Origin of the sequence: Pseudomonas sp. USHLN015 (genome assembly GCF_037153275.1) — a bacterium.
GTDB classification, from domain to species: Bacteria; Pseudomonadota; Gammaproteobacteria; order Pseudomonadales; family Pseudomonadaceae; genus Metapseudomonas; species Metapseudomonas tohonis.
Map to the genome: position 1 here is coordinate 24660 of NZ_JBBCKP010000006.1, position 24245 is coordinate 48904.

22 protein-coding genes are annotated in these 24245 nt (G+C 67.6%); 7 read left to right on the forward strand and 15 right to left on the reverse strand.

Translation table 11 applies throughout. The features are described 5' to 3' along the window. Nucleotides 1-6: 6 nt before the first annotated feature. Both WFQ67_RS13245 and WFQ67_RS13250 read right to left on the reverse strand, forming a co-directional pair. Nucleotides 7-1731 (reverse strand): diguanylate cyclase domain-containing protein, encoded by a 1725-nt coding sequence (locus WFQ67_RS13245; protein ID WP_337057132.1) that lies wholly within the window; start codon nt 1729-1731, stop codon nt 7-9. A 2-nt stretch (nt 1732-1733) separates the two neighbouring features. Continuing rightward, a complete protein-coding gene (locus tag WFQ67_RS13250; protein ID WP_263150954.1) occupies nt 1734-2684 on the reverse strand; it encodes an extracellular solute-binding protein in 951 nt (316 codons plus the stop codon). Between the two features lie 634 nt (nt 2685-3318). On the opposite strand from WFQ67_RS13250, the gene WFQ67_RS13255 reads away from it, so the two are divergent. Both WFQ67_RS13255 and WFQ67_RS13260 read left to right on the forward strand, forming a co-directional pair. Continuing rightward, a complete protein-coding gene (locus WFQ67_RS13255; protein WP_337057133.1) occupies nt 3319-5028 on the forward strand; it encodes an amidase in 1710 nt (569 codons plus the stop codon). 109 nt (nt 5029-5137) lie between these two features. After that, entirely contained in the window at nt 5138-6046 is a 909-nt protein-coding gene (locus WFQ67_RS13260) for an ADP-ribosylglycohydrolase family protein (RefSeq protein WP_337057134.1), read from the forward strand. Here WFQ67_RS13260 and WFQ67_RS13265 read toward each other — a convergent pair. Both WFQ67_RS13265 and WFQ67_RS13270 read right to left on the reverse strand, forming a co-directional pair. Beyond that, complete coding sequence (locus WFQ67_RS13265; protein WP_263150957.1) at nt 6043-6420, reverse strand: hypothetical protein; 378 nt, start codon at nt 6418-6420, stop codon at nt 6043-6045. The genes WFQ67_RS13260 and WFQ67_RS13265 overlap by 4 nt on opposite strands. Nucleotides 6421-6455: 35 nt before the next feature. Continuing rightward, nucleotides 6456-6866, reverse strand: coding sequence for a hypothetical protein (locus WFQ67_RS13270; RefSeq protein WP_337057136.1), 411 nt, complete (start codon nt 6864-6866; stop codon nt 6456-6458). Between the two features lie 84 nt (nt 6867-6950). On the opposite strand from WFQ67_RS13270, the gene WFQ67_RS13275 reads away from it, so the two are divergent. After that, nucleotides 6951-7364, forward strand: a complete 414-nt coding sequence (locus WFQ67_RS13275; protein WP_337057137.1) for a hypothetical protein — start codon at nt 6951-6953, stop codon at nt 7362-7364. Nucleotides 7365-7528: 164 nt separating this feature from the next. Here the strand turns inward: WFQ67_RS13275 and WFQ67_RS13280 are convergent, their stop codons facing one another. Beyond that, nucleotides 7529-7963 carry a MerR family transcriptional regulator gene (locus WFQ67_RS13280; protein WP_213626031.1) on the reverse strand — a complete coding sequence of 145 codons (435 nt, stop codon included), beginning with the start codon at nt 7961-7963 and terminating at the stop codon, nt 7529-7531. A 121-nt stretch (nt 7964-8084) separates the two neighbouring features. Between WFQ67_RS13280 and WFQ67_RS13285 the strand changes: the two genes are divergently transcribed. After that, complete coding sequence (locus tag WFQ67_RS13285) at nt 8085-9317, forward strand: NADH:flavin oxidoreductase/NADH oxidase family protein (protein WP_337057138.1); 1233 nt, start codon at nt 8085-8087, stop codon at nt 9315-9317. A gap of 66 nt (nt 9318-9383) precedes the next feature. On the opposite strand, the gene WFQ67_RS13290 is transcribed toward WFQ67_RS13285, so the two are convergent. The 7 genes from WFQ67_RS13290 to gstA form a co-directional block, all read right to left on the reverse strand. After that, nucleotides 9384-10028: a biliverdin-producing heme oxygenase gene (locus WFQ67_RS13290; RefSeq protein WP_337057139.1), complete on the reverse strand. Its 645-nt coding sequence runs from the start codon at nt 10026-10028 to the stop codon at nt 9384-9386. Continuing rightward, nucleotides 10025-12412: a response regulator gene (locus WFQ67_RS13295; RefSeq protein ID WP_337057140.1), complete on the reverse strand. Its 2388-nt coding sequence runs from the start codon at nt 12410-12412 to the stop codon at nt 10025-10027. Before WFQ67_RS13295 ends, WFQ67_RS13290 begins: the two co-directional genes overlap by 4 nt. Before the next feature lie 64 nt (nt 12413-12476). Next, nucleotides 12477-12938 (reverse strand): response regulator, encoded by a 462-nt coding sequence (locus tag WFQ67_RS13300; protein ID WP_213626035.1) that lies wholly within the window; start codon nt 12936-12938, stop codon nt 12477-12479. A 9-nt stretch (nt 12939-12947) separates the two neighbouring features. Next, nucleotides 12948-15215: an ATP-binding protein gene (locus WFQ67_RS13305; protein WP_337057141.1), complete on the reverse strand. Its 2268-nt coding sequence runs from the start codon at nt 15213-15215 to the stop codon at nt 12948-12950. A 269-nt stretch (nt 15216-15484) separates the two neighbouring features. Beyond that, nucleotides 15485-15844 carry a DUF3509 domain-containing protein gene (locus tag WFQ67_RS13310; RefSeq protein ID WP_213626037.1) on the reverse strand — a complete coding sequence of 120 codons (360 nt, stop codon included), beginning with the start codon at nt 15842-15844 and terminating at the stop codon, nt 15485-15487. A gap of 275 nt (nt 15845-16119) precedes the next feature. Then, entirely contained in the window at nt 16120-17148 is a 1029-nt protein-coding gene (locus WFQ67_RS13315; protein ID WP_337057142.1) for an AraC family transcriptional regulator ligand-binding domain-containing protein, read from the reverse strand. Between the two features lie 75 nt (nt 17149-17223). Beyond that, entirely contained in the window at nt 17224-17826 is a 603-nt protein-coding gene (gene gstA, locus WFQ67_RS13320) for a glutathione transferase GstA (RefSeq protein WP_213626039.1), read from the reverse strand. A gap of 123 nt (nt 17827-17949) precedes the next feature. Between gstA and WFQ67_RS13325 the strand changes: the two genes are divergently transcribed. Beyond that, on the forward strand, nt 17950-18288 hold the full coding sequence (locus WFQ67_RS13325) for a winged helix-turn-helix transcriptional regulator (RefSeq protein ID WP_213626040.1): 339 nt from the start codon (nt 17950-17952) through the stop codon (nt 18286-18288). 205 nt (nt 18289-18493) lie between these two features. On the opposite strand, the gene WFQ67_RS13330 is transcribed toward WFQ67_RS13325, so the two are convergent. Next, nucleotides 18494-19525 (reverse strand): ABC transporter substrate-binding protein, encoded by a 1032-nt coding sequence (locus WFQ67_RS13330; RefSeq protein WP_337057144.1) that lies wholly within the window; start codon nt 19523-19525, stop codon nt 18494-18496. A 367-nt stretch (nt 19526-19892) separates the two neighbouring features. Here WFQ67_RS13330 and WFQ67_RS13335 point away from each other — a divergent pair, with 367 nt between their 5' ends. Together WFQ67_RS13335 and WFQ67_RS13340 are read left to right on the forward strand one after the other, a co-directional pair. Next, on the forward strand, nt 19893-20918 hold the full coding sequence (locus WFQ67_RS13335) for a pyridoxamine 5'-phosphate oxidase family protein (RefSeq protein WP_337057145.1): 1026 nt from the start codon (nt 19893-19895) through the stop codon (nt 20916-20918). A 90-nt stretch (nt 20919-21008) separates the two neighbouring features. Beyond that, on the forward strand, nt 21009-21881 hold the full coding sequence (locus tag WFQ67_RS13340) for a helix-turn-helix transcriptional regulator (protein WP_213630663.1): 873 nt from the start codon (nt 21009-21011) through the stop codon (nt 21879-21881). A 48-nt stretch (nt 21882-21929) separates the two neighbouring features. On the opposite strand, the gene WFQ67_RS13345 is transcribed toward WFQ67_RS13340, so the two are convergent. Together WFQ67_RS13345 and WFQ67_RS13350 are read right to left on the reverse strand one after the other, a co-directional pair. Then, complete coding sequence (locus WFQ67_RS13345) at nt 21930-22787, reverse strand: nitrilase family protein (protein ID WP_213626043.1); 858 nt, start codon at nt 22785-22787, stop codon at nt 21930-21932. After that, a complete protein-coding gene (locus WFQ67_RS13350; protein WP_337057146.1) occupies nt 22784-24223 on the reverse strand; it encodes a purine-cytosine permease family protein in 1440 nt (479 codons plus the stop codon). Before WFQ67_RS13350 ends, WFQ67_RS13345 begins: the two co-directional genes overlap by 4 nt. Nucleotides 24224-24245: the final 22 nt, after the last annotated feature.

A 24245-nucleotide genomic window follows, 5' to 3' on the forward strand; every position in this document is an offset into this window, starting at 1 on the left:
CGCCCTTCACTCCGGCGCCGCCCCCGCCCTCGCCTTCCGCCCTTCCAGCTTGGTCCGGTACATCGCGTTGTCCGCATGCAGCATCAGCGCCTCGGCGGTGGTGCCGTCCTGGGGGTAGATGCTCAGGCCGATGCTGGCGCCGATCTCCAGGGGGCGGCCCTTGATGGCTACGGGGTCGGCCAGGGCGATGAGGATCTTGTGCACGATGGCGCTGGCGGCCGCGGCGATGTCCGGGCCCTGGATCAGTACCACGAATTCGTCGCCGCCCAGCCGGGCGACCAAGTCGCCACTGCGTACGGCGCCGCGCAGGCGCCGGGCGACGACGATCAGCACTTCATCGCCCACCGAGTGGCCCATGTCGTCGTTGATCTTCTTGAAGTCGTCGAGGTCGATGAACAGCACCGCCAGCTCGTCGCCGCCTTCGCCCACGGTGCAGATGGCGCGCTGCAACTGCTGGAAGAACTGCCGCCGGTTGGGCAGGTCGGTGAGCGAGTCGTGGTCGGCCAGGTGCCGCAGCTCCTGCTGGTTGCGGCTCATCATTTCCATGTGCGACTTCAGTTCGCGCCGCATCAGGTCGAAGCCGCGGGCCAGCACGCCGATCTCGTCCTTGCGGGCGATGGGCAGCGCGACGTCGTGCATGTGCTCGGTCTGGAAGCTGCGCGCCGCGTGGCTGAGCATCTGCAGCGGCCGGGTCAGGGCGCGGGAGAAGAGCACCGCCAGCACCAGGGCCAGCACGCTGAACACCAGCACCATCTGGATGATGCTGCGCCCCAGTGAGCGCCCGCTGCCGAGCACGTCCTCCAGCGGGCGCGACAGGCCGAGCACGACGAACTGCTCCTCCCCGTTGAGGCCGAACGGCTTGCGCACGAAGGCCATGATCTTGCCCTCGGCCCGGGTCGGCGCATCCAGGCCGTTGACCAGCACGCTGGGTGCCTGGCGGCTCAGCAGCTGCTGGGTATCGGCAAAGCTGTCCTGGATGAGGATGCGCCGCCCCTTGTCGAATCCGAAGGCCATCGCCGGTACGGGGTGCACGAGGAAGTCGCCCCACTGGTTGGCCAGGTACAGCTGGTGCCCCTGCGGCAGGTCCGCCTCCAGCTGTTCGAGGAAGCGCTTGAGGTCGACGTTGATGACCACCACCCCCTGCACCACCCCGTCCTTTCCGGCCACGGGCGTGGCCACGCGCAGGGTCGGGGCGCCGTCGGCCGAATGGGCGCCGCGCTCGTGGTTGACCGTGATGGGCGCGAGGTACACCTGCCCCGGCTTGAGCAGCAGCGTTTCGAACACGTAGGGGAAATGGCCCTTCTCCTGCAGCAGCAAGCCGTCCACCTCGATCATTCGCTGGCCGTCGCGATCGAAGCGGATCACCTCGATGCCATGGTCCTGGCGGCTGATCAGGCGCACCTGGGAATACTGCGGATGCAGGCGCATCACCGTGGCGAAGACACCGGCCAGGTGCGGCTTGGCACCGGTATCGCCCGGTTGCGAACCGAGGCTGGCGACCAACGCGCTGGAAGGCATGTCGGCCAGGGTCAGGGCGTCCGCGTCGATGTCGCTCAGCAACGAGGACAGGCGCTGGCCGAGCAGCTCGGTGGAGGTCAGCAGGTTGCCTTCGGCCTCCTTGACCAGCAGCGCCTGGTTGGCCGAATAGGAGAAATAGCCGGTGATCCCCGAGGAGAGGATGCCGATGCAGGCGAGCAGGATCGACAGCTTGACGGTCAGGCCCATGCGCATGGCTAGAACCTCTCCTCCCGGTCACCGGACACGATGCGGCTCCACAGCGCCTCGCGGCGCCCCACGTCCTCAACCGGCTGCAGCCAGATGAGCCGCGCATCCCCGGCCGGCTCCGTGGGCACCTCACTGGTGTTGGCCAGGCCCTGCCGCTCGCTCAGCAGCCTGCCAACCCGGGGTTCGAGCATGTAGTCGATCCAGGCCAGTGCCAGTTCGCGATTGGTGGCGGTGCGCGTCATGGCCCAGCAGTCCAGCCAGGCGATGGCCCCCTCGTCGGGGATCACATAGCCCACGTCGGCCCCCGCCTGGCGCAGCTGCGTCACCTGCTGCATGCCGTAGTTGGCGAACAGCAGCGCCGCCTTGTGTCGCAGGAAGAGGTCGGTCGCCTCCTCCGGCAGGCTGTAGTACGCCAGCAGGTTGCGGCGCAGGGCCACCAGTTGCCCGGTCACCCGGCGGAAGTCATCGGCCCGCAGGTGGAAGGGGTCGGCCAGCCCCAGCGTCAACGCGGTGAAGGAGAAGTTGTGCTGCGCGCTGTTGAAGGCCAGCACCTTGCCCTGGTAGCGCGGGTTCCACATCTCCGCCATCGAGCGCGGCGGCACCGGCACCTGCTGGCGGTCGTAGATCAGCCCCATCGCCGCGTAGGTGAAAGGGACCGCATACACCTGCCCTTCGCGGATCAGCCCTTCGATGGATTCAAGGTCCTGGAAGCGCGGCAACTGATGGCGGGTGTTGGGCAGGCGGGCGAGGTCCAGCGGTTGCAGCATGCCGTTGTGGTAGTAGCGCTGGATCTCGGCGGTGTTGGCGGCGAGCACGTCGAACAGCTCGCCGTCCTGCGCGTGCAGCTTGTCCCAGAGCGATTCGTCGGAATCCACCAGGGTCACCACCACCTTCACCTGGTGCTGCTGCTCGAACGTCTTCACCACATCCGCATCGGCGTAGCCCGGCCAGGCCAGCACGTGCAATACCTCACCGTCCGCCGCCGAGGCCGGCAACGTGGTGCACAAGGCACAAAGAACCCAGAACCAACAGAGTCCGCGCATATCCCCGCCCTGGACGGAATTCGAAGGATGAAACGATTCCGAAGCATGAATCGACAGCACCCGCCCAGGCGTCCTCGCACCGGAACGGGAGTTGCCCCTCGAACCTGACAAAACCGGGCGACCGGCCTGCTCGCCCTGGCCGGATTGGAACCGTCGCTTCGGATTACTCCACAGCATAGCGATGGCGCATGGCGTTTTGCTGGGAGATATGGCCAAAAGCCGCCATCGGCACGGAGGATCGGACAAACGGAGAGCAACGACACCCCAGCAGCACCGTGCAGGTCGCATCCCGGCCCTGTGATCGCCATGACGGGGCACGAGGATCGGGCAACGATGGGACGTCCGTACCCGCTTCATGCCCGGCGGCACAGGCGCACAGGCTGGCGATTCCTCTGCCACCGACTTGGTGGCTAAATAGGCCCCCTGTGAACGCCACCGACCAGGCCGCGCGTCCAACCCGTCGCACACGCATTGAAACGAGGACCGTCATGAAAACCGGTTTTGCACGCCTCATCTCCTCCCAGCCCCAGCAGCGCCCGGGGGTGGACGCATGATCGAAGTCACCGAAGTCCCCATTGCCGAGCTGCGCGCCGCGCTCGAATCCGGCCGTACCACAGCCGTCGAACTGGTCCAGGCCTACTTCGCCCGCATCGACGCCTACGACGGGCAGGACACCGCCACCGCCCTCAACGCCGTGGTCGTGCGCAACCCCGAGGCCCTGGAAGAGGCGCGCGCCTCCGACGCCCGTCGTGCCAAGGGCGAAACCCTCGGCCCGCTGGACGGCATCCCCTACACCGCCAAGGACAGCTACCTGGTGAAAGGCCTCACCGCCGCCTCCGGCAGCCCGGCCTTCGCCGAACTGGTCGCCCAGCGCGACGCCTTCACCATCGAACGCCTGCGCGCCGCCGGAGCCATCTGCCTGGGCAAGACCAACATGCCGCCCATGGCCAATGGCGGCATGCAGCGTGGGGTCTACGGCCGGGCGGAAAGCCCCTATAACGCCGCCTACCTCACCGCGCCCTTCGCCTCCGGCTCCTCCAACGGCGCCGGCACCGCCACGGCCGCGAGCTTCGCCGCCTTCGGCCTGGCCGAGGAGACCTGGTCGAGCGGCCGCGGCCCCGCCTCCAACAACGGCCTGTGCGCCTACACGCCGTCTCGCGGGGTGATCTCCGTGCGCGGCAACTGGCCGCTGACGCCGACCATGGACGTCGTCGTGCCCTACGCCCGCACCATGGCGGACCTGCTCGAAGTGCTCGACGTGGTGGTCGCCGATGATGCCGACACCCGTGGCGACCTGTGGCGCCTGCAGCCCTGGGTGCCGATCCCCGCCGCCTCCAGCGTGCGCCCCGCCTCCTACCTGGAGCTGGCGGCGAAGCCCGAGGCGCTGGCCGGCAAGCGCCTCGGCGTGCCGCGCATGTTCATCAACGCCGACCCGGAGGCGGGCACCAGCGAAGCCCCCGGCATCGGCGGCCCGACCGGCCAGCGCATCAACACCCGCGCCTCGGTGATCGACCTGTGGAACGCCGCCCGCCAGGCCCTCGAAGCCGCCGGCGCCGAGGTGATCGAGGTCGACTTCCCCCTGGTCTCCAACTGCGAGGGCGACCGCCCCGGCGCACCCACCGTGTTCAACCGCGGGCTGGTGTCCAGGGAGTTCCTCCACCACGAGCTCTGGGACCTCTCCGCCTGGGCCTTCGACGACTTCCTCCGCGCCAACGGCGACCCCAGGCTCAACCGCCTGGTGGACGTCGACGGGCCGAAGATCTTCCCCCACGACCCTGGCACCCTGCCCAACCGCGAGGGCGACCTGGCGGCGGGCATGGACGAATACGTGAAGATGGCCGAGCGCGGCATCACGCCGTGGGACCAGATCCCCACCCTGCCCGACGGCCTGCGCGGCCTGGAGCAGACCCGCCGCATCGACCTCGAAGAATGGATGGACCGCCTGGGGCTCGACGCCGTGCTGTTCCCCACCGTCGCCGATGTGGGCCCGGCCGACGCCGACGTGAACCCTGACTCCGCCGACATCGCCTGGAGCAACGGCGTCTGGGTCGCCAACGGCAACCTCGCCATCCGCCACCTGGGCGTGCCCACGGTCACCGTACCCATGGGCGTGATGGCCGACATCGGCATGCCCGTCGGCCTGACCTTCGCCGGTCGCGCCTACGACGACTCGACGCTGCTGCGCCTCGCCTCGGCCTACGAGGCCACCGGCAGCAAACGCCTGGTTCCGCCGCGCACCCCGCCGCTGGCCCGCAACTGATGGAACGGCGGGATCGGGCTGCACGCACCGATCCCGCCCCTCATCGCGAAGGCACTTGCCCCAGGCCCGGCCCTGGAGTACCAATCAGGTCCGCCACGGGGATACGCACATGGACTTACTGGATCGCTACAAGGGATGCCTGCTCGGCCTGGCCAGCGGTGACGCCGTCGGCACCACCCTCGAATTCTTCCCGCCCGGCACCTTCAAGCCCATCGCCGACATGAACGGCGGTGGCCCCTTCGCCCTGGCGCCGGGCCAATGGACCGACGACACCTCGATGGCCCTCTGCCTCGCCGAAAGCCTGCTGGAGAAGAACGGCTTCGACGCCGCCGACCAGATGACCCGCTACCTCAACTGGTGGCAATGGGGCTACTGGAGCTCCACCGGGCAATGCTTCGACATCGGCACCACCATCCGCGAGGCGCTGACCCGCTTCCAGCAAACCGGCGATCCCCTCGCCGGCTCCAGCGAACCGGACACCGCCGGCAACGGCTCGCTGATGCGCCTCGCCCCGGTGGTGATGTACTACTTCCCCCGCCAGGAGGACGTCGCCCACTTCGCCCAGCAGAGTTCGCGCACCACCCACGGCGCCGCCGAAGCCATCGAAGCCTGCAAGCTCCTGGCCCAGGTCATCGCCAATGCCCTGGCCGGCAAGTCCCGCGACCAACTGCTCGACGCCTCCCCCGTCCTCTACCTGCAACCGGCCATCCGCGACCTGGCCGAGGGCAGCTTCATCGGCAAGCCTCGCGAGCAGATACGCGGCACGGGCTATTGCGTCGCCTCGCTGGAAGCCGCGCTCTGGTGCTTCTGGTCCACCGACTCCTTCGAAGCCGCCGTGCTCGAAGCCGCCAACCTGGGTGACGACGCCGACACCACCGCCGCCATCGTCGGCCAGGTCGCCGGCGCCTATTACGGCAAGCCCGGCATCCCGGCCAGGTGGCTCGGCAAGCTGCACCAGGGGGATGAGATCGAGAAGATTGCAGAAGGGTTGTATCGGGCGGCGATCAGCCGCGCTTAGGAGCGCTCAGCGTCCAGCCGACCATGGCTGTGGTAGTTGATGAAGTCGTACATGGCCGGGCTGAGTTCTTCCTGCGCAACGACACGCCAGAACCGCTTCTCTCCCAGCACAGGTACAAGCCGCTTGATGAGTTCCTGCGCAGCGTTGTGGTTGCCTTTGTGCAACCAGTGCACGAGAAGGCTTTCGCTTTCCTGCCTGGAAAGCCTCGCCCCCTGAACCAACAGGAGCGTAAAGCGGAAATTCAACGGCCAAAGCTGTTTGAGGAATTCCAGTTTTTCCGTACTGGGCAGCTCCGCCAACCAGCGCCGGACATGCTTGTCCGTCGCTGCATTTCTTTTCGCCACCTGTTCCGGTGTGTAAAGAGGCTCGTTCAAATGCATCTCCTTGGGCACAACGGAGTGAGGCTGTCCTATTTCCTGGACTCAGGGCAAGCCATGGAATCCCCCGGCTTGAGCACGAACGTCGGATAGGCCTCGAAATCATCGCCATTGCTGAAGGTGGTGGTCTGGGTCTCGTAGCCCCGGCTCTTCACGCACCAGTTCCAGAAGAACTCCTGCGCGCCGTGGATCACGAAGAACTCGAGGCGGAAATCCTTCACCTTGTAGAAGGTCGCGAGGCCCGCCGGGTCGGTCATCGCCGTCGCCCTGAACTGCTCACGGCCGTATGGATAGGCGCTGCTGATCAACACCACCTCCGCCGACTCCAGCGGCTGGCCCTGCTCGTTGTGCACCTGTGCCTCGGCATAGGGCTGGAGGGTCTTGTAGACGGGGACGCAGGCGCAGAGGGTGGTGAAAGCGATGGCTGTAAGCAGGCTTTTCATCCACTTAAGATCCATTCGAAGGCGTACCTTTGACACAGCGTTCCAAAGTAATAACAGTCGTCCGACGAGAAAAATGAGCTAGCGATGTACTTAGTAGAAATAAACCAAAACCGCCCCGACTTCAGGGTATTCATCGACCTGCTCTACGGTGCGAGGCGCAATGTCGATACGGATGGCGACGCCAACCCCGTCTACAGCCGAACCTGGACGCATCTCTACCTGGCGGATCGCGAGAGCGACGCCCCTCCAGTGGATATCTCTGAACTGGAAGGGCGACCCGGCGTCTACGTGGTGGAGTCTGAGTCCGAGCGCCTCATGCAGCTATGTGCGCTTTACCTGTTCATGAAATGCGGTAGCTCGCTGGTCCAGAACTCACACGCGCTTACGGTTGATGAAATCTCGGCACTCAAGGCTCGGTATAGCTTGGAGTTATCCCGAGCGGACGCAGCGTTGTGGCATGCCTCATCTGCTGATCTCCCATACCCAAACAGTAGATAACCATGCGCTGGCTCACGATTCCGGCATCGGCCCTTTTCGGCATCAGTTGTCTACAAGGCTCTGACTTTCTTCAGTAAGGCGAAACTGCGTGCACAGTTCGTCCGCTCCCTTGGCGAGACTTGGAGCTGCTGTGGTGGGCTCAAGCCCACCCTACGGCTGTGTCATCACGACGCCGCTTCCTTCGTCCCCTTCCCGTTGCGCTCCCGCCATTGATCCATCACGCGCTTGGCATTTTCCGCGCAGTCCATGCCTTCGGGCTTGCCCTCGATGCTGGCGATGGTCTGCAAGAGGCGTTCGCGGCTTTGCGCCAGGCGCTGCTGGACGATCTCTATCTCCGTGACCTTGGCCCGCAGGCCTGCCAGCAGGCGGTCATGGTCACCGATGCGCAGGTCGGCGCCGGGCATCAGGCTGCGCATCTCCTCCAGGCTGAAGCCCGCCTGTTGGCCGCAGCCGATGATTTCCAGCACGTGCAGGGTCTCTTCCGGGTAGTCGCGGTAGCCATTGCCCAGGCGCTGGGCGCGGATCAGCCCGCTGGCCTCGTAGAAGCGGATGCGCGAGGCGGCGAGGCCGCTGCGCTTGGCGAGTTCGCCGATTTTCATTTTCCGGGTGCTCCTCTATTGACCTTGAAGTTGACTTTAACCTTAGCCTTTGCGACGACACAGCCCCCGCCGCGCGCCGCTCAAACCCGAGCCGACGACCGGCCCCCACCCGGAGAGCCCCATGTCGCCCTTCCAGCCCCTGCAACTGCCCAATGGCACCGCCATCCCCAACCGCATCGCCAAGGCGGCGATGGAGGAAAACCTCGCCCACCCGGACCAGACCCCATCCGACGAGCTGCTGCGTCTCTACCGCGCCTGGGCGGAGGGCGGCGCCGGCCTGCTGCTGACCGGCAACGTGATGGTGGACGCCCGCGCCATGACCGGCCCCGGCGGCGTGGTGCTGGAGGAAGGCCAGAAGCTGGAGCGCTTCCGCGAATGGGCGCGCATCGGCCGTGCCCAGGGCGCGCAGTTCTGGATGCAGATCAACCACCCCGGCCGGCAGATGCAGGCCAACCTCGGCCAGCCCACGGTCGCCCCCTCCGCCGTGGCGCTGGAGATGGGCGGACTGTCGAAGATGTTCCCGGTGCCCAAGCCGCTGGACGAGGCGGAGATCGCCGCGCTGATCCAGCGCTTCGCCCGCACCGCGGTGCTCGCCGAGCAGGCCGGCTTCACCGGCGTGCAGGTCCACGCCGCCCACGGTTACCTGCTGAGCCAGTTCCTCTCGCCCCTGAGCAACCGCCGCGAAGACCGCTGGGGCGGCTCGCTGGAGAACCGCGCGCGCTTCCTGCTGGAGGTGGTGAAGGCGGTGCGTGCCCAGGTTTCGCCCGGTTTCTGCGTGACGGTGAAACTCAACTCGGCTGACTTCCAGCGCGGCGGCTTCGAGCCGAGCGACGCGCGCCAGGTGGTGCTCTGGCTCAATGAACTGGACGTCGACCTGGTGGAGCTTTCCGGCGGCAGCTACGAGGCGCCGGCCATGCAGGGCGACGCCCGTGACGGCCGCACCCTCGCCCGTGAAGCCTATTTCCTCGAGTTCGCCCAGGAGATCGCCGCCATCGCGCGCATGCCGGTGATGGTCACCGGCGGCATCCGCCGGCTGCCGGTGGTGGAACAGGTGCTCGCCAGCGGCGTGGCCATGGCCGGCATCGGCACCGCCCTGGCCGTCGACCCCGCCCTGCCCCGCCGCTGGCGCAACGGCGAGACGAGGGCCAGCGCCGAACTGCCGCCGATCCGCTGGAAGCGCAAGGCCCTGGCCGCGCTGGCCTACATGGCCCTGGTGAAACTCCAGATGCGCCGGCTGGCCGCCGGCAGCCAGCCGGACCCGAACGCATCGCCACTCAAGGCGCTGCTGAACGAGCAATGGAAAACCCTGGGCCGCACGCGCCAGTACAAGAAGCAGATGAGCAAGCGCGCCTGATCGCCGGTCAGTGGGCCCCCGCGTTCGCGAGGGTGACGGAGCGAGTGAGGAAGTTTGCAGAACCTGTCATTCCTGCGAACGCGAGGGTCCACTGAATGATTCGTGGCGCGGGCAGTGCGTAGGGTGGAGGTCGCTTGCGACCTCCACCGGCGCTGCCACGTCGGGCCTTGCGGGTGGGCGGGTTGCGGCGAGAAAGGTGCGGAAGCCGAGTTCGACGCCGGTGCGCAGCGCCTCGGGGTCCAGTTGGCCGTGCCGTTCTTCCAGGCGCCGCAGGAAGCCGGGCCAGAGTGGCAGGCCGTCACCGTGGCCCAGGTAGCACAGTGCGGTGGCGGCGCCCGGCCAGCCGGCCTGGCGGACTCGGCTGGCGAGCAGGCGGGAGCCGAGGCGCGAGCCTTCGAGCACATAGGCCAGGCCCCAGAGCGTGCCGGCGTCCGCCGTCAGCACCACGGCGGCGGTTTCCGGGATGGGCAGGTGCAAGGCTTGCAGGTCGCGGCACAGGGCTTCGCGGCGGCGGCGTTGCGGCCAGTCGTCCAGCAGCCGCTCGATGCCCGCCGCCTCCATGGCCGGTTCCAGCGCCAGGAGGGCGCGGGCGTGGGCCTGGAGAAAATCGCCATAGCCGCTGCGGCTTTCCAGGCAGAAGGCCGAATAGGCGCAATCGACCCGCGCGTGCCAATGGGCGCCCGCGTCCCGCAGGAACTGGCGAAGGCTCATGCGACGTGACGCTTCAGGGCGGCGCTGAGCTTGGTGGCCAGCTCGTCGTCACGGAAGGGCTTTTGCACGATCACGCTGTCGCTCACGTCCAGGTCGTCCAGTTCGGCGTAGCCGGTGATGTACAGCACCGGCAGCGCCGGGTAGCGCTGCCGGGCCTGGCGCGCGAGCTCGGCACCGTTGAGGCTGGGCATGGCGAAGTCGGTCAGCAGCAGGTCGACGCCCTCGTCGAGCAGTTCCAGCGCGCGGGCACCGCTTTGCGCTTCGCGCACCCGGTAGCCGAGCGCATCGAGCAGGGAGGCGGTCACTTCGCGCACGTTGTCATCGTCGTCCACGAGCAGGATGGTGCGCTGCGGCCCCTCCAGCGGCGGCTCGGCAGGCAGATGCAGCTCGGCCGGCGCCTCGCCGGCATCCGTCTGGATGCAGGGCAGGAAGACCTTGACCGTGGTGCCCTGCCCCTCGCAGGTCTCGATGCTGACGCCGCCGCCGGACTGCTTGGCGAAGCCGAACACCTGGGCCAGGCCGAGCCCGGAACCCTTGCCCACCTCCTTGGTGGTGAAGAACGGCTCGAAGGCCTTGGCCAGCACCTCATCGCCCATGCCACTGCCCGTATCGGTGATCGCCAGCACCACGTAGGGGCCGGGCTCAGGATCTTCCGGGCGTTGCGGCGCCTGGCTGACGACCTGGTTGGAGGTGCTCAGGCGCAGGGTGCCGCCGGCGGGCATCGCATCGCGTGCGTTGATCGCCAGGTTGAGGATGATCATCTCGGTCTGGGTCGGGTCGACCAGCGCGCGCCACAGGTCGGGCGCGGTATCGGTGTCGATCCAGATGGAGCCGCCGAGGGTGCGCTGCAGCATGTCGAGCAGGCCGCGCACCGTGTCGTTGAGGTTCACCTCCACCGGTTCCAGACGCTGGCGCCGGGCGAAAGCGAGCAACTGGCCGGTGAGCTTGGCACCCCGCTCGCCGGCCTCCTTGATGTTCTGCAGGCGGCCCTGGGAGCGCTCGAAGTTGCCGCGCGCCAGGTCACGTTCGAGGAAGGTAGTGCTGGCCAGGATCACCGTCAGCAGGTTGTTGAAGTCATGGGCCACGCCGGCGGTGAGCTGGCCGACCGCTTCCAGGCGCTGCAGCTGCTGCAGCGCCGCCTCGACGCGCTCGCGCTCGCGGATCTGCTCGCGAAGCTGGGCGTTGGCGCTGGCCAGCTCGTCCATCACCGCGCGCTCGCTGGTGATGTCGCGCACGGCGGCGTACATCAGCCCTTCGTCGGGAACGATGGTCCAGGACAGCCAGCGGTACTCCCCGTCCTTGTGGCGCATGCGGTTGACGAAACGCGTGGAGACGTTGCCGTTGGCGATGCTCTCGGCCTCGCGCAGGGTGGCGTCGATGTCGTCCGGGTGGATCAGTTGCCAGAGCTGCACGCGGGTCAGCTGCTGGCGGGTGAGCCCGAGGGTTTCCTCCCAGGCCGGGTTGAGGGCGATGGGCGTCATGTCGAAGCGCAGCACCGCCAGCAGCTCGCGGGACAGCTCCCAGGTGCGGTCGCGCTCGCGGGTGCGCCGCTCGACACGCTCGCCGAGCATCTCGTTGAGGCGTTGCAGGGCTTCGGTGGCGTACTTCTGCTCGCTGATGTCCTGCAGCACGCCGATGAAGCGCACGCAGCGGCCTTCCTCGAAGAAGGCGCGGCCGCTGGTCTGCACCCAGCGCTCGCGGCCGCCGGGCAGCTGCAGGCGGTATTCGGCCTGGTAGTCGTTGCCGCTGTCGTTGGACAGCGCCTCGTTCATCCGGCGCTCCAGCAGCGGCCGGTCCTTCGGGTGGCAGCGATCGAGGAAGGTGCGCAGGCTGATCTCGGCATCCTGCGGCAGTTCGTAGAGCGCCTTGCAGCGCTCGTCCCAGATCACCCGGTCATCCTCGGGCTGGTAGTCCCACATGCCCATGCGTGCCGAGTCGATGGCCAGGCGCGCACGCACCTCGACCTCCATCAGCGCCTCTTCGGCCATGAGCCGGCGCTTGCGCTCGTGCACCTCGGCGAGCGCGCGGGTCACCGCCTTGGGCAGCAGGCTGAGGTTCTGCTTGAGCACATAGTCGATGGCGCCCTGGCGCATCATCTCCACCGCGTGCTCTTCGCCGAAGACGCCGGAGAGGAAGATGAATGGCGTTTTCGGGGCCAGGCGCCGCGCCACTTCCAGGGCCTGGGCGCCCGAGGAACCGGGGAGGATGAAGTCGCAGAGGATCAGGTCGTACTGGGTGCGCAGCAGCGCTTCCTCGACGCCCCGATGGTTGTAGACCAGGGTGGACTCCACCAGCAGGCCGCTACGCTCCAGGGTCAGCAGGGCCAACTCGGCATCGCGCGAACTGTCTTCGACTAACAGCAGGTTCAAAGGCTTTTGCGGCATGGACAGTCGTCGTCATTCCCTGTTGCCCGGCGATCGGCGGCCGGGGCGTGGCTGTGGTCGCGGCTCAGGAGCCCGGGCGGCGCTGGAGGCGCAGCGAGCCGGGCGGCGGTTCGTTGAGCACGGCCCAGAAGATGCCCAGGTCGGAGATCGCCGCGACGAATTCCTTGAATTCGACCGGCTTCACCACATAGGCGTTCACTCCCAGCTCGTAGGCGCGCTGCAGGTCGGGCTCCTCCCGCGAGGAGGTGAGCATGACGATGGGGATGCTGCGCAGCTCAGGGGTGTCGCGCACGGCCTTGAGAACCTCCAGGCCGTCGATCTTCGGCAGCTTGAGGTCCAGCAGCATCACCGCCGGGTTGCCGTCGGCGCGCTGGGCGTGCTCGTTGCGGCGGAACAGGTAATCCAGCGCCTCGGCACCGTCGCGCAGGACGATCACGTCGTTGGCCAGCTGGCTGCGTTCCAGGGCCACGAGGGTCAGCTCAAGGTCCCGGGGGTTGTCTTCGATCAGCAGGATGGGTTTGAGCATCATCGATCCTCATGCATTCCTTGACGGTACTTCCAGCCCACGCAGGGGCAGTGAGAAAAAGAAAGTGGCGCCTTCGTCGACCCGGCCTTCGGCCCACACACGGCCATCGTGGCGCTCGATGATGCGACGCACGCTGGCCAGGCCGATGCCGGTGCCTTCGAACTCCTCCATGCGGTGCAGGCGCTGGAACACACCGAACAGCTTGCCGGCGTATTCCATGTCGAAGCCCACGCCGTTGTCGCTCACGGCGACAATCACCTCGTCGCCCTCGAACCGCGCGCTCACCTCGATGATCGCGGGGTTGCGGTCGCGGCTGTACTTGACGGCGTTGGCCAGCAGGTTGCGCATCGCCAGGTGAAGGAATGCGGCGTCGGCGATTATCACCGGCAGGCCGTCCATTCGCCATTCGATTCGGCGCCCTTCCACGTCCGGTGCCATCTCGTTGCGGATGGCTTCCACCAGCGCCTGCAGGTCGACATCGGAGAAGCGCAGCGCCGCACGGCCCATCTGCGAGAAGCTCAGCAGGTTGTCCACCAGGGTGCCGGCGAAACGCGCCGACTCGCCGATGTGATCGAGAAAACGCAGGCCACGTTCCGACAGCCGCCCGCCCTCGAACTCCCCCAGCAGCTCGGCGTAGCCGGCGATGTGCCGCAGCGGGGCGCGCAGGTCGTGGGAAACGCTGTAGGAGAAGGCTTCCAGCTCCTTGTTGGATTTCTTCAGCTCGCCCGCCAGCTGCGCCATCTCCTCGGCCTTGCGCAGGACGATGCCGAGCACCGCCGAACGCAGTTCGGTCACACCCTCGATCTCCAGCGGATCCCAGGGCGCGCAGAAGCCCTTCACCGTTTCCTGCCAACGCTCGAAGCTGTTGCGGGGGTTGAGCGCGCCCCCCGGGCCGATGCTTTTCTCCGGCCTGCCCGCCCATTCGACGGTGCGCACCTGCTCGGGGCGGAACCACAGCAGGTAGTGGGAATGGATCTTCGAGATGGCCACCGCCAGCACGCCACCTGCGTGCGCGGCCAGCTCGGGGAGCTCGTCGATGTCGCGGCCGACGTTGTCGGTGTGGAACACCTCCGGTCCGCCGCGCTTGGCCAGCCAGTGCACCAGGGCGTTGACCTGCGCACGAGGCGGTGTCTGCCCCACCAGGTCGCAGTCGGCCGCGGAAATGATCGCCGCGCCACTGGCCCGGGCGAAGTCGAGCAGGGCATCGGGCAGGGCCAGCAGGCCGGCGGCAACGCTGTCGCGATCAGCCATGGCCGAAAGCAGGCGCACGATGTGCTGGCGCAGGCCGAGCAGGCGCTGGGTCTGGCCGTGTGCCTCGCGGGTCTCGATCTGCAGCGACAGCACGCTGCCCAGCAGCTCGCAGGCGGTGCGCGTCTGGAAGCCTACCGCGCGAGGCCGCTCGTCATGGCAGGAGATCAGGCCCCAGAGCTGGCCGCGCACGACGATGGAAATCGACATCGACGCCAGGGTGCCCATGTTGCGCATGTACTGCAGGTGCACCGGGGAGACGCTGCGCAGGGCCGAGAAGCTGAGATCAAGCGGCTTGCCGCTCAGCGGGTTGTCCTGGGGTCGCAGGGGCGAAGGCCGGTAGTTGGCGTCCTCGATCACGCGGATGCGGTTGGCGCAATAGAGCGCACGGGCCTGCTGGGGGATGTCCGAGGCGGGGAAGCACAGGCCGAGGTAGCGCGGGTAGCCGGGGTCGGCCTCCTCCGCCAGCACCAGGCCGTTGCCTTCGGCGTCGAAGGAATAGGCCTTGACCCGGCCGAAACCGGTGACGCGCTTGACCTCCTCCACCGCGCGCCGGCAGAGCGCCTCGACGCTGTCGGACTCCTGCAGGCGGCTGATGAAGCTGCGCACCAGCGGGTAGAAATTGCCGTAGGCGGTGACTATGTCGCTGACCGGCTCGAACTCCGCGATCAACACGCCGTCCCAGCGGTGCGCCATCATCGCGATCGGCTGGCCCGCACGGCTGCCGATGGCGAAATGCACGTCGCCGACATGGAAGGGATTGGTCTCGTCGTCCGCCAGGGTGGCCAGGCGTGCCAGCAACGGCGGCACATCCGCCAGCAACTCATCGAGGTGGCGGCCGAGCAGGTCCTCGACCGCCAGCCCCAACCACTCGCGCACATTCTCGCTGGCCTGCACGACGCGGCCAGCGGCCTCGTCGAACACCAGCATGAAGCCGTGCGGCTGGATGCTGCCGGGGATGTGGATGGGCTCCCGGGCGCAGTTCTCGCTCGCGTTGGCCAAGGCCTCGTCGCTGTCGCTGGTTATCAAGAACGATCTCCTTCGATGCACCACTGCCGACCCTCGCAAGGGTGAGCGCCGAATATTCGGCACCCTGCAGCCACGCATTCCATTGATGTCAGGGAGGCGAAACCGCCGGTGTCTGCCATCGACCAGGTCGACGGCCAGCGGGATTGATCGCCTCGCTTATCATGAAGGATTGAACGCCTGGAACGTGAAAAATTCCCAAAAACTCATTCGCTTCCAGCGACGGAAGGTCAGCGGTACCGCCGATCACCGGGGACCGGCGGCCGCTGCAATCAGCCTGCGACGGCGCGACGGCCAGCCATGCGCTCCAGCTTGCGACGCTCGACCAGGGTCTTGGCGGCGGTCATCTGGATCGGGCCGCCGGTGAAGGTCGGCAGGTCACGGCTCAGCCAGATGTTGCCTTCGCCTTTCCAGGTCACCTCGCCGGAGGCCAGCTTCATCTCGCGCATCACATCGCGAATCAGCCCGCGCACGCGCTCCTTGCAGAACACGGCATCGCTCTGGATGGCCTTGCTCATGGTCGTCTCGCCCTGCTTGCCGAGGGTGAGCAGCAGCATGCCGTCGGGCCGGGGGCGGATGGAAACCTCGTAGCCGGGGAATGCGTCGAAGAATTCTTTGATGGCGATCTGCATTGTTCTGCTCCCTGATATTTTTCTTTGAGCTCTTCCCATTGCACCCGCTGTGCCAGTTGAGCCATACGAAAAAAATCATACAAATCAGATAGTTGAATCTTATAGCCATCAAAGTGCTACTTGCATATTGCACGATGCCACCGACCGAGCCTTGCAATCTGCACTGAACTTTTGGAGGGGCAGCCACGTTTCGCTCGAACCAGCGGCCGAGAACGCGGTCGTCCCTTGCGCTGGCAGGAGGGGGAAGCGGTGCCCAGGTGAGCGCCGCCGTTGCGTCATTCGACGGGGTACAGCCTTCTCGCCGCACCGGGCGAATGGCCGAACCAGCGGCGGAAGGCGCGGTGGAACGTGCTCACATCCTTGAAACCCAAGGCCTCGCTGATCGCCTGCAGCGGCACGCCGTCACGCACCTGCTGCAGGGCCAGGCGACTGCGCTCCTGCTCCAGCAGCGCGGTGAAGCTGGTGCCCTGCTCGCGCAGACGCCGGTAGAGTGTCGGCCGGCTGAGGTGCAGGGCGGCGCAGAGCGCCTCGATGCCCGGGCCGCTGACGAGATCGGCGCGGATCATCAGGCGTACGCGCTCGGCCAGGTCGCCCTCGGCCCGCAGCTGCTCCAGGGCCGCCTGCGCACGCGCCTCCAGCAACGCCTTGAGGTAGGGGTTGGCGCTGCGGACCGGGCTGGCCACCTGCTCGCGCGACAGGTACACGCGGTTCGCCACGCAGCCGAACTGCACGGCGGTGCCGAACGCCTCGGCGAAGTGCGCGGCATGGGCCGGACGCGGACAGGCGAATTCGACCCGCTGCGGCACGAAGTCCTCCCCGGCCAGCTCCCGCCCCCAGCGCACCAGCGCCGCCAGGCTGCGCTCCACCGCCGCCTGTGGATAACCGCGCCCGGCGACGAACTCCAGTTCGAGGCACAGGCCGCCCTGTGCATCGCGTGCGCTCCAGCGTTCGGACGGGTTCATCAGCACGCCATGGCGCAGGAAGGTCGACAGCGCCTCGCCCACCGATGCGCACTGGAACAGCAGGCTGGCCAGCAGGCCACGCCGCTCGGGGTTGAAGGCCTGCCCGATCAGCAGGCCGACCTGCGGCAACGCCGAGGTGCTCGCCGCCAACTGCCACAACCCCAGCAACAGGCCCTCGTCCAGGCGCTGCTCCTGCAACGGCGCGGCAGGATCGCAACGCTCCAGCAGCACCTCGCGGGACAGGCCGGCCACCACCAGCTGCGCCGCCTTGACGGCGCCCAGTTGCAGCAGCAGGTCATGCAGGTCGAGCACCGCCAGGGCGGAGACGCGGGTTGGGCTCATGGCAGGCATTCCTTTTTCCTGAACGGACAGTAACCGCTCAACCGCAGGCACCGCCAGCGGCTGCGGTCGAGCGCCTCACGCCGCCTCGGCACGTATCGCGGCCTGCACCCGGGGCCGCTCTGAGATGCGCGCACGGAAGGCCGCGAGCGCCGGCCAGTGCGCCAGGTCGATGGCGAAGAAATCCACCCAGCCGAGCACGGTGAACAGGTAGGCGTCGGCCACGCCGAAGCGGTTGCCCAGCAGGTAGTCGGCCTGGCCCAGCGTGGCTTCCAGGTAGTCGAAGCGCTTGAACAGACGCGCGCGGAAGATCGCCTTCACCTCCTCCGGGATCGCCGCGTTGAACAGCGGGCTCATGCCGGCGTGGATTTCCCCGGAGATGAAGTTCAGCCACTCCTGCAGGCGCACCCGCTGCAGCGTGCCGTTGGCCGGCGCGAGCCCCGCCTCCGGGCGCAGGTCGGCCAGGTACTGGACGATGGCGGTGCCTTCGGTGAGCACCTCGCCATTGTCCAGCTCCAGCGCGGCGACATAGCCCTTGGGGTTGATGGCGAGGAAGTCGTCGCCGTGCTCGGTGAGCTTGGTGCGGTTATCCACACGGACCGCCTCGAACGGCAGGCCCAGCTCCAGCAGCACGATATGCGGCGACAGCGAACAGGTACGGGGGGCGTAGTACAGCTTCATGGCGACTCCTTGCTCAGGCCACCTCCACGATGGAGGCGCGGCAGGAGTATCGACGCAGCGGTTCTCTTTTTGAAGAAGGGAGAAATCTGTAGCTTAGGTACACAAAATATACCTGGAGCCCCCATGAAGAAGAACGTATCCGGCTGCTCGGTCGAGGAAGCCATGCACCTGCTCGGCGGGCGCTGGCGCCTGCTGCTGGTGTCCTACCTGCTGGATGGCCCCAAGCGCTTCAACGACCTGCGCCGCGACATCCCGCACATCTCCCAGCGCATGCTCACCCTCGACCTTCGCGCCCTCGAAGAAGCCGGCATGGTGCTGCGCACCGTCTACCCGGAAGTGCCGGTGCGGGTGCAATACCAGCTCACCGAAGACGGCCAGCGCCTGCGCAAGGTGGTGGAGGTGATCAAGGAATTCGGCCTCTGGCTCAAGGCCCGGCACACGACCGACGCCCCCCAACCGTAGGGTGGACGACGCTTCACCCGTCCACCATTCGCGCCCTCATGCTGCACAGGTTGTAGCCCGGCTTCAGCCCGGGGATGCAGGCAACTCTGCTCCCGGGCTGAAGCCCGGGCTACGCGGCCACAAGCATTCGTACCCACATGAAGCACCGCTGGTGGAGGTGAAGAGCGACCTCCACCCTACACACAGACCAGTTCCGTGCGGGGGATCAGTTCTTCACCCAGTTCTCGAAGCGCTGCTCCAGCTCGCCGTGGGCGGCCCAGAACTTCACGCTCATCGGCAGGGCGCCGCTGATGTTCTGCGGGGCGGTGGGCAGGGTGGCGGCGATGGCGGGGTCGATCATGGCGATCGCCTTGTTGTTCACCGGGGCGTAGGAGATGCCCTCGGCGAAGGCCTTCTGCCGCTCCGGCTGGGTGGTGAAGGTGACGAAGGTCCTGGCCAGGTCGCCCTTCCACGAGCCCTTGGGCAGGGCCCAGTAGTCGAAGTCGTAGATGCTGCCGGTCCAGACCATGGCCAGGGAGCGGGTTTCCTTCTGCGCGGTGGCGATACGGCCGTTGTAGGCGGCGCTCATGGCCACCTTGCCGTCCTGCAGGGCGCGCACCGGTTCGGCGCCGGCCTTCCACCAGAGGACGCTGGACTTGATCTCGTCGAGCTTGCGGAAGGCGCGTTCGACCCCGGCCGGGGTGTCCAGCACCTGGTAGACGTCCTGCGGTGCGACGCCGTCGGCCATCAGGGCGAACTCCAGGTTGTACTTGGCGCCATGGCGCAGGCCGCGCTTGCCCGGGTACTTGCGCAGGTCCCAGAAATCGCCCCAGCCGGTGGGTGCGTTCTTGATCTTCGCCGAATCGTAGGCGAGCACCGTGGACCAGACGAAGATACCGACGCCGCAGGGCTGGAGCGTGCCGGGCACGAAGTCGGCGGGGTTGCCAAGCAGGGCCGGGTCGAGCTTCTCGAACAGCCCCTCCTCGCAGCCGCGGGCCAGTTCCGGTGCTTCCATCTCCACCACGTCCCAGGTCACGTGGCTGAGTTCGACCATGTGCTTGAGCTTGTCGAGGTCGCCGTTGTACGAGCCGTGCACCACGGCGTTGCCGGTGCTCGCCTTGAAGGGCTTGAAGAAGGCCTCCTTCTGCACATCCTTGTTGGCGCCACCGAAGGTGATCACGGTGACGAAGTCCGCCGAGGCGGGCAGGCTGGCGCAGGCCAGGAGAAGACCGAGGGCACGTCGTACAGCAACATCCATGGAGCATTCCTTATTGTCGATTGGCGGTGTGGCCACGGGTCGACCGTGGCGCTGCCCGGATTCTCACAGTGCCCCTTGGTTGCCAGGTGCGCGGCAGCGACATGACGCTGCCTCCCACCGCCCCTGGCAGGCACCGGGTCCGGATCTGCCGCACAGTCTGAACGCAACGCGCGTCACACATATTGCTTTCCGTCACAGTGGCGATCGCTTCACAGGCTCTGGGACGAGCGTTTCAGGTTATCGGGGACGGCCGTTTCACCCGCGCGGACGATTGCAACCGAACGCCATGTCGATTGAAACCAGGCGCCATGCCCTCCCGGCCCGGGCGGCCCTAGCATCGGGTCATCACCCCATGAGGAGTTGCCGCATGTCCCGCCACCGCATCGAATCCCTCGGCGCCCTGCGCACGCTGATCGCCGAACCGCCCGCCCTGATGAAGAAGCGCCTGCAACCGGTGATCGACCCCCACTGCCTGACGCTCATCCGCAACGCCAGTGTCTGCGCCGTCGGCCTGGCCGGTGCCGACAGCGACATCGCCTTCCTCGACCTGCAGAGTACGCCGGTGATCCTGGCCGAAGGCAAGCGCATCCGGCTGGCCTGGCCCGCCGCCCTGCCCCTGAAGGAGTACGGGGCCTCCAGGGCCTGCAGCCTGCTCTTCATCCTGCCGGGCATCGGCTTCGCCCTGCGTGCCAACGGTCGCGGCCAGCCGCTGCGGGAAAAGGCCGGCACCTGCCTGGAGTTCGAGGCCGACGCCCTGTTCCTGCATTGCTCGCGGGCCATGGTGCGCGCGGACTTCTGGACCGCGCGGGAAGACCCGGGCGGCTGGCCGGCGGAACGCGGCGAAGGGGCGTTGTCACAGGCCGCGCGGGCCTTCCTCGCCCGCTCGCCCTACCTGCTGATGCTGACCCGCAACGCCGAGGGGGCCACCGAGCTCTCGCCCCGGGGCGACCCGGAAGGCTTCATCGGGCTCATCGACCCGCAGCGGCTGCTGATCCCCGAACGCCCGGGCAACAAGGTGGCGGTGTCGCTCAGCAACATCCTCGCCTGCGACGAACTGAAGCTGGCCTTCCTGCTGCCGGGCTCGGCAACGGTGCTCAGCGTCACCGGCCGCGCGCAGGTGAGCGCCGACCCGCAGCTGCTCGGCCCGCTCTCGGTGAACGGCAAGGCCCCGGTGCTGGGCACCCTGGTGGAGGTGGAGCGCTTCGCCTTCGTCGAGGCGCCCGAGCTGGTCGACGCCGGCCTGTGGCGCGCGGAAACCCACCTGGCGCCGACGGCCATCCCCTCCTTCCCGAAGATGCTCGCCGAGCACATGAACGGCACCGGCCTGCTGGGCAAGGCCACCACCCTGGTGGTGGATGCGGTGGTCAGGCACGACCTCAAGCACCTCTATTGACGGGCCTTCCAGCCGCCCGACGCGTCATGTCGCCTTATTGGACATATCCATGCACCTGACCTATACCCAAGGCTCCCTCCCGTCAGGTGCATCGCCATGAAGCGCTCCATCGACCACGTCCGCTGGGACCTCGCCCAGCGCTACCGGCTCATCGAAACCGTGGCCTGGTGGGAAGGCCGGCTGACCACCAACCACCTGATGCAGAGCTTCGGCATCAGCCGCCAGCAGGCCTCCAAGGACATCAACGCCTACCTCAACGAGCACGCGCCGAAGAACCTGGTCTACGACAAGCACCTCAAGGGCTACAAACCCGGCAAGGGCTTCCGCCCGCTGTTCATCGACGGCAGCGCCAGCGCCTATTTGCACCTGCTGGACCAGAACCGCGAGCGCTCGCCGCACATCGAGGGCCTGGCCCTGGCCTACGCCCACACCGAGGTGCTGCGGGTGCCGGACCGCAGCATCCGCCCCGAGGTGTTGCGCCCCATCCTCCAGGCCTGCCGCGAAGGCCTGCGCCTGGAAACCGAGTACGTATCCCTGGCCCACCCGGAATCGGAGATCCGCGTCATCGCCCCGCACACCCTGGTGTTCACCGGCATGCGTTGGCATGTGCGCGCCTACTGCGAGAAGAACCGCGACTACCGCGACTTCGTGCTCAGCCGCTTCCGTGGCGAGCCGGACCTGATGGACGAGTCCGCCCAGGGCCGCGACGCGGACGAAGGCTGGATGACGGCGGTGGAGGTGATCCTCGCCCCCGATGGACGGCTGAAGCCCGCGCAGCAGGCGATCATCGAGGCGGACTACGGCATGCAGGACGGCCAGTTGGTCATCCACAGCCGCGGCGCCCTGGTGCAATACGTGCTGCAGCGCTACCAGATCGATCCGAACAAGGTGCAGGCCAAGCCGGTGGCGCAACAGATCGTGGTCGCCAACCTGGAAGAACTCGGCCGCTGGCTCTACAGCTGAGCATTCTTTCCCGGGCTGAAGCCCGGGGGGCACCCTCTAGCCTGGGCTTCAGCCCAGGGCCTTCCCCTGCACAGCCAACAGCCCGGAATAAAGCTCAGGCCGCCGGTCGCCATGCACATCGTTGCGGGCGCTGATGCGCTTGTCCCGCGCAGCGCCCAGGTCCAGCTCCGCCAGCAGCAGTTGCTCGCCCCCCTCGCCCGCCGGCCCGGCTTGTGGATAACCGTCGGCATCGACGATCACCGAGCCCTCCACCCAGTCCACGCCCCGCTCATGGCCGTGGCGATCGCAGGCGGCGATGGTCATCCGGTTCACCGCCGCATCGGCCTGCACCCGCACCACTTCCCCAGGGCGCTCGGCGACCGGGCGCGGGCCCCGTGGCCAGTTCACCGGCGCACAGAGCAACTGGGCACCGGCCAGCGCGGGCAGGCGCACCCATTCGGGGAACTCGAGGTCGTAGCAGATCATCACCGCGAGGCGCCCGAAGGCCGTGTCCACCACCGGGGGCGGGGCATCGCCGGGCGTGAAGATCGCCTTCTCGCCATCCCACAGGTGCGCCTTGCGGTACACCGCGCGCACCCCGCTGGCATCCACCAGCGCCGCGCTGTTGGCCAGGGTGCCGTCATCGCGCAATTCGCAGAAGCCGCCCACCAGCACGATGCCCAGCTCGGCGGCCAGGGCCGTCCACAGCGTGATGCCGGGGCCGTCCAGCGGCTCGGCCAGGGCCCGGGCCTCGGCAGGGTCGCGGAACAGGTAACCGCTCTGCACCAGCTCCGGCAGCACCACCACCTGCGCGCCCAGGCTCGCCGCCCGGCGGGTGACGCGCTCGACGAGCGCACGGTTGAACGCCAGCTCGCCAATGCGCGGGGCGACCTGGCAGCAGGCCACGTTAACCTTCATCGTCGTCATGCCAGCGGCCCTCCTCGCTCCAGTTGTTGCTGATCCGCTTCCGCCAACCGGCGCTCGGCGGCCAGGTCCAGCTTCCGGGCCAGCAGCCAGTAGCTCAGGCCGGACACCGGCAGGCCCACCGCGAAGGCGATGTCCGCACCGCCCAGGGCGGCCGTGGCGGGGCCGGTCCAGAAACCCAGCGCCATGAACGGCACCATCGCCAGCAGCCCGAGCCCATAGGCCAGCAGCCCGGCGACCGACCAGCCGCGATAGAGGCCCTGCGGGTTGAAGATCTCGCTGATCGCGTAGTGCCCGCGCCGCACCAGGTAGAAGTCCACCAGGTTGACCGCCGTCCAGGGCACCAGGAAGTACAGCATCAGCAGGACGAAGGTGTTGAAGCTGCCCAGGTAGCTCTCGGGGATCAGCCGCGCCACCACCAGCACGATGAGGGCGATCACGCCGATGCCGGCCACCCGCAGGCGCAAGGTCGGCTTCACCCGGGCGAAGGCGTCGATGGCGCTGAGGCTGGTGAGCATCGCGCCATAGCAGTTCACCGCCATGATGCCCACCAGTGCCGGCACGGCGATGAGCACGGTGAAGGTGCCGAAGCCCGCGAACAGCCGGTTGCCGATCTCGCGGATGCTGCCGATGGCGTCCGGCGCCGGCAGGGCCGAGGCGATGAAGGCCCCCAGGGACATCAGCCACAGCGCCGAGCCGCCGGCGCCGAGATAGGTCCAGAAGATCACCCGGCGCGGCGGCGTATCGTGGGGCAGGTAGCGCGAATAGTCCGAGACGTACACCGAGTAGCTGATCTGGTAGCCGGCCGCCGCCGAGAGCTGCACCAGGAACGCGCTCCAGGAGAACCCCGCCGGCGCCAGGGCCGCATCGGCCTGCAGCTCGGTGACGGCGAAGAGGGTGAGCACGCCGAACACCGCGATCATCAGGTAGGTCAGCCAGCGCTGCACGGTGTGCAGCAGGTCGTGCCCGACGATCGCCAGCAGCACCGCCAGGCCCACCAGCAGCACGTACCAGGGCATGCGCGCGCCGAGCAGCACGGTGTTGATCGCATCGGTGGCGAGGATGACGTTGAACACGTTGAAACCGATGTACACGCCGACCACCGCGATGAAGGGCACCACCGCGCCGCGCAGGCCGAACTGCGCCCGCGACTGGATCATCTGCGGCAGCCCCATGCGCGGCCCCTGGTTGGCGTGGAAGGCCATGAAGAAGGTGCCGATAGCTACGCCTATGAGGATCGCCAGCATCGACGGCAAGGCCCCCAGCCCCAGGGCCGGCCCGGTGAAACCGGTGACCAGGGTGGTGAGCACGAAATTGCCGGTGAACCAGAACGGCCCCTGGTGCCAGACCTTGCCGTGGCGCTCGCTGCGCGGCACGTAGTCGATGGAGCGCACCTCGATCTTAGGGCGCGGTGCTTGGGTGTGCGGGGTGTTGTCCATGTGAATGCCTCATCCGGAACGT